The organism is Butyrivibrio sp. (genome assembly GCF_017940685.1).
Taxonomy (GTDB): domain Bacteria; phylum Bacillota; class Clostridia; order Lachnospirales; family Lachnospiraceae; genus Butyrivibrio.
Map to the genome: position 1 here is coordinate 1 of NZ_JAGAYD010000049.1, position 8,815 is coordinate 8,815.

Consider the following 8,815-nt stretch of genomic DNA (forward strand, 5'->3'; position numbering starts at 1 on the left):
AAAGGGAATCTTTGGCTGGGTAGGCTTTAAGAATAAGTGGCTTGAGTTTGAGAACATAGAGAGAAAGAAGGGAGAGACCAAGTGGTCTTTCTGGAAACTCTTTGCATATGCAATTGATGGTATAATGGCCTTTTCTACTGCGCCTCTTGCAATTGCATCCTTTATCGGGGTGTTCTTTTGCGTTATGGCGTTCCTGTTTATAATCCTTATCATCATCAGGCAGTGGACAGTTGGAGATCCTCACAACCTGGTTGGATGGGCATCCATGGCCTGCATCATTTTGTTTGTAAGCGGTGTGCAGCTCTTTTGCGTAGGTGTCGTTGGACAGTACCTGTCCAAGGCTTACCTGGAAGTAAAGAGACGCCCATTATACATAGTTAAAGAGGAGCTGTGATGGTTAGTATTGTTGTTCCGGTGTACAACGCCGCAAACTACATAGAGAACACCATCAGAATGGTATGTGCCCAGACCTACAAGGACTGGGAGCTGATACTTGTTGACGACGCGTCTTCAGACAACAGCGTTCAGGTTATAGAGGATGTTATCAGCAGCCAGAAAAAGAGAATACGGCTCATCAAAAAAGATGTGAATGCCGGAGCTGCAGCAGCCAGAAACGCCGGTATAGATGCCTCCTCTGGAAGATTTATCGCCTTTCTTGACGCTGATGATGTGTGGAAAGAGGATAAACTTGAAAAGCAGGTGGAGTTCATGGAAAGAACTGGCGCGGCCTTTGGTTTCCACTCCTATGAATTTGGAGATGAGAAGGCAAATCCTACTGGCAAGATCGTCCATGCACCTAAAGTGCTAAGGTACAGACAGGCTCTTTCAAGAACTGTCATATTCACATCTACAGTGATGTTTGATACAGAAAAGATTGATATGGAGATAATCCATATGCCTCAGGTTCCAAGTGAGGATACAGCCACCTGGTGGCGGATTTTAAAGAGCGGATATGAGGCCCATGGTCTTGATGAGAATCTGACCATATACAGGCGCCCTGCTAAGTCTCTTTCTTCCAACAAGATGGAGGCTATATACAGGATATGGTTCCTTTACAGGAACATAGCAGGTTTATCTGTTCTGGAATCATTATTTTATTTTGGAGGATGGGCTGTCAGAGCAACACTAAGAAGACTCTGATACCCAAGGGAGTGTATGAAACAAAGAGAATCAAAAAAGAGGGTAATGGTACTGCTTTTAGGCTTTTTAGGCCTTTGCATGCAGACTGCAGTTTATGCCTGGTTTTGGTTTAATGTATATTATCCGGTGGTATCAAGCCCCCGTGTCAGTCAGGATGGTTATGCCCTGGGAAATGGACTTAAGCTCTATTTCCGCGGACATCTGCTTATTCTGGCTATCTATTTTATTCTTCTTTTGTTCTTTTCAAATACCTATGGTGGTTTGAAGATCGGATATCTGCGTCCTATGGATGTATTCTTTTCGCAGATATTTGCCCTTTTCATGGTTAACTTCATCAGTTATTTTCAGATCGCTCTTTTAAACAACTGGCTGGTCAGAGTGGTTCCAATGATCATGATTTTTGTATTCCAGCTGGTGATAGCCTTTATCTGGGCATATATAACAAATGGTATTTATATGAAGATCTTTCCACCAAGAGAGCTTCTTCTTATCAGTGGAAGGTATCCTGTTGACGATATAGAGCGCAAGTTTAACACCAGAAAAGACAAGTACCACATCGCAAAGAAGATGAACATCTCAGAAGGAATTGATGAGATCTACAAGGAGTGTCTTGGCAAGTATGACGGAGTAGTAGTGTGGGATGTGCCAAGCCAATTCAGGAACGGACTTGTTAAGTTCTGCTATGGCCACAACATCAGAGTTTATGTAATGCCAAAGATAACAGATGTTTTGTTAAAAGGCTCATCACAGCTCCATCTCTTTGATACACCGGTTCTTTTGCTCAGAGGATATTCCATCAAGATCGAGCAAAGGGCAGTAAAGAGACTTCTTGATATAGTGTTATCTCTTTTACTGATAGTGATCACATCACCTATCATGCTGGTAACAGCTATAGCCATTAAGACTTACGACGGCGGATCTGTCTTGTACAAGCAGGTAAGGTGCACAAGGGACCGCAAGCAGTTCAAGATAATGAAGTTCAGAAGCATGAGAGAGGACGCTGAAAAAGACGGCGTGGCAAGACTTGCTGCCAAGAACGATGACAGGATCACTCCAATCGGCAAGTTCATAAGATCCTGCAGGATTGATGAGCTTCCTCAGCTCTTTAACATTCTGGCAGGTGATATGTCCTTTATCGGCCCGAGACCGGAAAGACCTGAGATCATTGAGCAGTACCTTGAAGAGATGCCAGAGTTTGCCTTCAGAATGAGGGTTAAAGCTGGACTTGCAGGATATGCTCAGGTTTATGGCAAGTACAATACCACTCCTTACGACAAGCTAAAACTGGATCTTACATATATTGAGAACTATTCTTTCTGGCTTGATATCAAGCTGATGCTGCTTACTGTGAAGATTCTTTTCACTCCTGACAGTACTGAGGGAGTTGAGGAAAACCAGGTAACAGCGCAGAAAAAGATAGATGGGAAGATCGATGGAGCAAAAGAGACTACAGATACTGATATCAGCAGTAAATAAGGACCCTGAAGAACTGATAGGCAGCATGAACCTTGGCTGCGATGCTGTCATCGTCAATCAGCTCATAGGCGACTTTGATGAGAAGATAAAAAAAGATGGTGATCAGGACTACATACAGCTTTTTGAAGGCTTCGAAGCCAGGGTTATCACCAGAAGAGAAAAGGGCGTTGGACTATCAAGAAATACAGCCCTGGAAGCTTCTGACCATGAGCTTATCCAGTTTGGCGATGACGATATCGTCTATGATGATGGATATGTTTCTAAGGTTATAGCTGAGTTTGATGCTCATCCTGAGGCAGACATGCTACTTTTTAATGTCAAGGCCCAGGCGGGAAGAGAGACCTACTGGAATGAAGATTTTGCCAAAGTTAACTGGCGAAACTACGGAAGATATCCAGCCTACGCCATCTGTGCAAGAAGAGAAGCCCTCGTAGGTAGCGGTGTTAAGTATTCGCTATTATTCGGCGGTGGAGCTCCCTACATGAACGGAGAGGATTCACTGTTTTTACATGACTGCCTCAAAGCGGGGCTTAATATCTACAGAACTACTGTAGCCATAGGAAAAGAAAAACAGGGCCAGTCCACCTGGTTTAAGGGATACACGGACAAGTTCTTCTTTGACAGAGGAGTTTTGTATCACTTTTTATATGGCAGGATGGCTGTAATACTGGGATTTAGATTTCTTTTAAAGAACAGGAAAGAGATGTGCAGCGAAAAAGGACTACTTAAGTGCTGGGAGCTCCTTATAGACGGGGTTAAGCACGGGAGTACTATTTCATGAAAAAGACATTTTTTACGATCATAGTAGTTTCATATAACGCAGGAGACAAGCTCCTTAAGACGGTGGAAAGCGTTGTAAGGCAGACCTACACAGATTATAAGATCATTGTTAAGGATGGAATGTCTACAGACGGGTCTATTGAGAGGCTAAAAAAGGCTTATCAGGTTGGAAGCATAGACTCGGAGGAAGACTGCAGGATAACTCTCCTTGAGAGCTGCGACAATGGTATCTACCACGCTATGAATATTGCCACATCACATCTTGAGGGCAAGGTCAAGGCAGGAGAAAACCCATCATACGTGTTCTTCTTAAACTGTGGTGACTATTTGGGGAATGAGAATGTTTTAAGAGATGTCCACAAGCTGATCCTCGACAGGAATCTTAGAGAGGGAACGACGCTTCCTGCAATTTTCTACGGCGACATTTACGACAGGTCTGCAGGGGCAAGAGTTGCTTCTAACCCCAGGATTGATGACTATGCGTGTTACAGGAATGTGCCTTCTCATCAGGCCTGCTTTTATGATGAGAGGCTTGTTTACAGAAATCCCTTTGATCTTAAGTACAAGGTAAGAGCAGACTATGAGCAGTTCCTTAGATGCTTTTACAGAGAAAAGGCTGAGACAGTTTACATTCCGGTTCTGATAGCAGACTATGAGGGCGGCGGATACTCTGCTCAGAATCTTAAGATATCTGAAAAGGAGCGAAGAGAGATCATCCAGATGTATCTAACAAGCTCCCAGATCCGCAAATACGACATTCTGCGGGTGCTGACACTGTCAAAACTCCGCACAGCTCTTTCTTCAAACAAGCTGACAGCGGGACTTTATAATTCGGTAAAAGAGCTTATCTATCTTTTAAAGAGAAAACGCTAAATGAGGGGTAGCTTAAATTGAGAGTTCTTTGGGTATGTAATATCATGCTTCCGGCTTATGCCGTAGCCCACAATATGGATTACTCAAGCAGGGAAGGGTGGCTGTCCGGATGTCTTAACAGAATAGCTGAAGGAAAAAAGGGCGATGAAAAGATCGACCTTGGAATATGCTTTCCTTCGGATGGCGCTATCTCCACCTCCAGTGAAGTGATAGATGGTATCACATACTATGGCTTCAGGGAGGACCTGAATCACCCTGAGGTCTATGATGGAACAGTGGAAAACAGGTTTCACGTGATCCTCGATGATTTTAAGCCTGATATCGTGCATATTTTTGGCACTGAGTTTCCGCACACTCTGGCGGTTATCAGAGCCTTTGGAAGACCTGAGAGAGTCCTTCTTGGCATTCAGGGAGTCTGCAGCGCCATAGCCAGGGAGTATATGGCTGAAATACCAGAGGAGATTCAGGCATCCACAACCTTCAGGGACAGACTTAAGGAAGATTCCTTAAAACAGCAGCAGGAGAAGTTCAAGGTCAGGGCAGAGTATGAGAGAGAATCCATCATGCTCACAGGAAATATCACAGGAAGGACAGCCTTTGATAAAAAAGAGACTTCTGACATAAATCCTGATGCAAGATATTTTGCCATGAATGAGACCATGCGCCCCTGCTTTTACATGGGTAAGTGGAGTGAGAAAAAAGCTCAGCCCCACAGCATCTTTTTGTCTCAGGGAGATTATCCCCTTAAGGGATTTCATTTTGTGCTCCAGGCTATGCCAGCTATTCTGGAAAAGTATCCTGATGCACATCTGTATGTGGCAGGCAATAACATAATCGGTAAGGGCAAGAGCAAATACCCATATTTCCTCAGGGCCAGTGCTTATGGCAAGTACATAAAGAGCCTTATTGGCAAAAATAAGTTAAAGAAAAAAGTGACAATGCTTGGCATTTTAGATGAACAGGCAATGAAGGAACAGTTCTTAAAGAGCAGCGTATTTGTATGCCCTTCAGTTGTTGAGAACTCACCAAATTCCCTTGGAGAAGCCATGCTTCTTGGAGTTCCGATAGTTGCTTCAAATGCTGGCGGAATCCCCAGTATGCTTAACGAAAACAAGGACGGACTTCTCTTTGAAAAGGGAAATCCGGAAGATCTCGCTGGAAAGATCCTTCAGATCTGGGATGAACCTGTGATTGCTGCAGTTTATGGAGATAATTCCAGCAGTCACGCAAGGCAGACCCACAATCCAGATGCCAACTACAAGAGGCTTTTGGAAATATACAATGAGATGATCAAAGAGTAAAGGGGCTTGGGCATGCAGATAACCTTTGTGTCCAACTACATAAATCACCACCAGCTTCCTTTCTGCAGGGCAATGCTTGAAGCTGGGGAGGATATTGATTTTCACTTTGTCCAGACTATGCCAATGGAAGAAAAGAGAGTAAGGATGGGCTGGGCAGTGGATGAGAAGTCCCTTGACTTTGTGGTGCTTTACTATGAGGAAAAGGAAAGGGCAGAACAGCTCATACTTGATAGCGACGTGGTACTTTTTGGATGGACGGAAGGTGAGACGGAGCAACTTGAGAAAAAGAGGCTGTCTAGTGGAAAGCTGTCCTTTAGAGTAAGCGAAAGGATCTACAGAGAAGGCCAATGGAAGTTTATAAGTCCCAAGGGCCTTGTAAACAAGTACCATCAGCATTTCGTCTATAGAAATAAACCGGTTTACCTTCTGTGTACTGGAGCTTATGTAGCCTCAGACTTTGAACTTATAAAGAGCTATCCGGATAAGCGCCTTAAATGGGGATATTTCCCCAATGTAAGCTGCAACACTCAGGGAAAAGAGCTTTCGGATACAGATAAGATAAGGATCCTTTGGGCTGGAAGACTCATTAACCTTAAGCATCCGGAATATGCCATAGAAGCAGCAAAAACTCTAAAAGATAAAGCAGTAAACTTCAGCCTTGATATAATTGGGGATGGTCCAATGAAACAGGAGCTGGAGAGAAGTGTAAAGACTTTAGGCCTGGAAGATTTTGTCAGCCTTAAAGGAGTAATGAAGCCTGATAAAGTCCACGAAGCTATGGCAGAAAGCCATGTATTTTTGTTTACCAGCAACTATCTGGAAGGATGGGGAGCTGTTGTTAATGAGGCTATGCAATGTGGATGCGCTGTGGTGGCTTCCAGAGAGGCAGGAGCAGTGCCTTTTCTCATTAAGGACGGTGTAAACGGACTTACTTTTGACGGTGGAAGCCTTGATGAGTTCAAAAGAAAAGTTACTGACCTTTCCTGTGACAGGCAGAAGATCAGAAGTCTTGGCGATAAGGCCAGGGAAACTATAAATAACACATGGAATGCTAAAAATGCAGCAACTGAGCTGATCAGGTTCTGCAAAGAATATTATAAAAATGGGAATCCATCTCCTTCTTTGGATGGTCCTGTCAGCAGGGCAGAGGTGATAAAAGCCCCGGGATTTTTAAGGACCCTAAGGGAGAAGAATCACCTGGAGTAAGATGCGGACTATTGATGATTTTTTTGACACTGAAATATCGGTATCTGGAGTGAAGATACGAATGCTTGACCTGTTTTTTGGCACAGTGATGCTGGGACTTGGTATTGCAGTTCGGCTTTCTCTCTTTGACTTTGAATCGGGGGATTATTCTTTTTTTCTCTCAACCTGGATGAAGGAGTGCCACGAGGCTGGAGGCTTTCCTTATCTTGGGATAACCCCGGGAGTTTCAGATAAGAGCACCATTAACTATGGCTGCATGTATCAGTATATAATTGTTCTTCTTCACTATATCGGTGGAAATGACCTGCACCTGCTAAAGACAGTTTCAGTGATCTTTGACATGATATGTGCAGTGACTATCTTAAGGATCGCTTTCCTGGTAACAAATGGAAATGTTAAAAAATCCCTGATGGCCCTTGGGGCTGTGATGTTTCTGCCTACCTGCGTTTTAAACAGCGGCGCCTGGGCTCAGTGTGATTCTGTTTATACAGCCTTTGCCCTGCTTTCCATATATCATCTGATGAAGGGGAATAACGCAAGGTTTTTTATTTATCTGGCCATATCCTACAGTTTTAAACAACAAGCGATATTTATTATTCCATTTGCGATAATACTGTGGCTTAAAGGAAAAGTTAAAATACGATATATTTTTTTATTTCCCGTAACTTTCCTACTTACGCTGATACCTGCGCTGGTGGCTGGAAGAGATTTTAATGAACTCTTATCCATATATTTAAAACAGGTAACAACCTATTCAAGGCTTAGTATGAACTATCCAAACATATATTGTTTTGTGGCTGAAGGCTTATCCAAGGAGTCAAGGCTTATGCTGATCTCCTGCGGAACAGTCTGCTGCATACTTCTTTTGGGAACTATGGCCTACTATGTGCGGGATAAGGCCTTTGAGATTACCTTCTTATACATGGTGACACTGGCTGTATTTACAGTGATGGTTTCTCTATTCGCACTTCCTGTAATGCATGAGAGGTATGGATATATTGCAGAGCTTCTTTTAGTGGCCTATGGAATAACCTCTTATAAGCGGATGGGAATATGCGCTGTGGTCCAGGCAATATCAGTGATCACCTATTCAAGATTCCTTTTTGGTTCCACAGTGACAGCCCTGTGGCCTTTGGCCTTTATCAATCTGGCTGTTATTCTGGCCATTGGATATGACCTTTATGATCAAATGAAGAAAGCGGAGGTGTGAAGTGGCTGATCTTAATAAGACAATATCGGTTATCATCCCGGCTTTTAACACCCATGATCTTTTGGAAAAGTGCGTCACCTCGGTAGTTGCACAGGATTACCCACAAGCTCTTTTGCAGATAATAGTTGTTGACGACGGATCAACTGATAAAACTGGAGCTGTAGCTGATAAGCTCTCAGCTGCATATGAGAATGTGGAGGTCATCCACAAGAAAAATGGCGGATCCAGCAGCGCAAGAAATGCAGGACTTTTGGTGGCAACGGGGGAGTACGTTGGATTTGTAGACAGCGATGATTACATTTCTCCTAATATGTACAGTCTGCTTATGGAAGCGGCCCTTCGTAATGATGCTGATATGGTGCAGATTTCCAGAGACGAGATTTCTGAGGATGGAGACAGGCTCCCTGATGTGGTAATCCCACCTGAAAAAGAGCTGGTTGTTTCCCCAGATGAGCACCTTAGGACTCTTTTGATGCATACAGGCGATGCATCCTTTTGTACCAAGCTCACAAAGAGAAGTCTTTTTTCAGAGGATATGAAATTTCCTGAAGGGGAGCTCAATGAGGACTTCTATCTGATGATACACATGCTTCAGAAGGTAAATAAACTGGTTATTCTTCCATCTCAGTGCTATCACGTGTTTTACAGAACCGGTAGTAACTCCAGGAAGAAGAAAGAAGACAAGGACTACTTCCCATCTGTGTTTACGGATATCGTAAGAAATTCAGATGTGGCCCTTGACCTTGTGAAAAGAAATAACCCAGACCTTTTAGAGGTTGCTGAGAGATTTGGATTTGTGCAAAGACTGGATTATCTTCTGCACATACCA

General features: G+C 43.5%; 8 protein-coding genes and 1 pseudogene. All 9 read left to right on the plus strand.

Annotation, left to right across the window (positions count from 1 at the left end; genetic code table 11):
- Window positions 1–394: pseudogene (locus J6I68_RS03610) on the plus strand (glycosyltransferase); the annotation flags it as partial.
- Window positions 394–1,140, plus strand: a complete 747-nt coding sequence (locus J6I68_RS03615; RefSeq protein WP_292217495.1) for a glycosyltransferase family 2 protein — start codon at window positions 394–396, stop codon at window positions 1,138–1,140. The pseudogene J6I68_RS03610 and the gene J6I68_RS03615, both read left to right, overlap by 1 nt.
- 15 nt (window positions 1,141–1,155) lie before the next feature.
- Window positions 1,156–2,616, plus strand: coding sequence for an exopolysaccharide biosynthesis polyprenyl glycosylphosphotransferase (locus J6I68_RS03620; RefSeq protein WP_292217497.1), 1,461 nt, complete (start codon window positions 1,156–1,158; stop codon window positions 2,614–2,616).
- A complete protein-coding gene (locus J6I68_RS03625; protein ID WP_292217499.1) occupies window positions 2,561–3,397 on the plus strand; it encodes a glycosyltransferase family A protein in 837 nt (278 codons plus the stop codon). Before J6I68_RS03620 ends, J6I68_RS03625 begins: the two co-directional genes overlap by 56 nt.
- Entirely contained in the window at window positions 3,394–4,269 is an 876-nt protein-coding gene (locus J6I68_RS03630; RefSeq protein WP_292217501.1) for a glycosyltransferase, read from the plus strand. The genes J6I68_RS03625 and J6I68_RS03630 overlap by 4 nt, the downstream gene beginning before the upstream one ends.
- 17 nt (window positions 4,270–4,286) lie before the next feature.
- Window positions 4,287–5,570, plus strand: coding sequence for a glycosyltransferase family 4 protein (locus tag J6I68_RS03635; RefSeq protein ID WP_292217502.1), 1,284 nt, complete (start codon window positions 4,287–4,289; stop codon window positions 5,568–5,570).
- A gap of 12 nt (window positions 5,571–5,582) precedes the next feature.
- On the plus strand, window positions 5,583–6,776 hold the full coding sequence (locus J6I68_RS03640; protein WP_292217504.1) for a glycosyltransferase family 4 protein: 1,194 nt from the start codon (window positions 5,583–5,585) through the stop codon (window positions 6,774–6,776).
- 61 nt (window positions 6,777–6,837) lie between these two features.
- Window positions 6,838–7,986: a hypothetical protein gene (locus J6I68_RS03645; protein ID WP_292217505.1), complete on the plus strand. Its 1,149-nt coding sequence runs from the start codon at window positions 6,838–6,840 to the stop codon at window positions 7,984–7,986.
- Window position 7,987: 1 nt separating this feature from the next.
- Window positions 7,988–8,815 (plus strand): glycosyltransferase family 2 protein (locus J6I68_RS03650; RefSeq protein WP_292217507.1); only part of this gene is annotated, 828 nt, incomplete at its 3' end.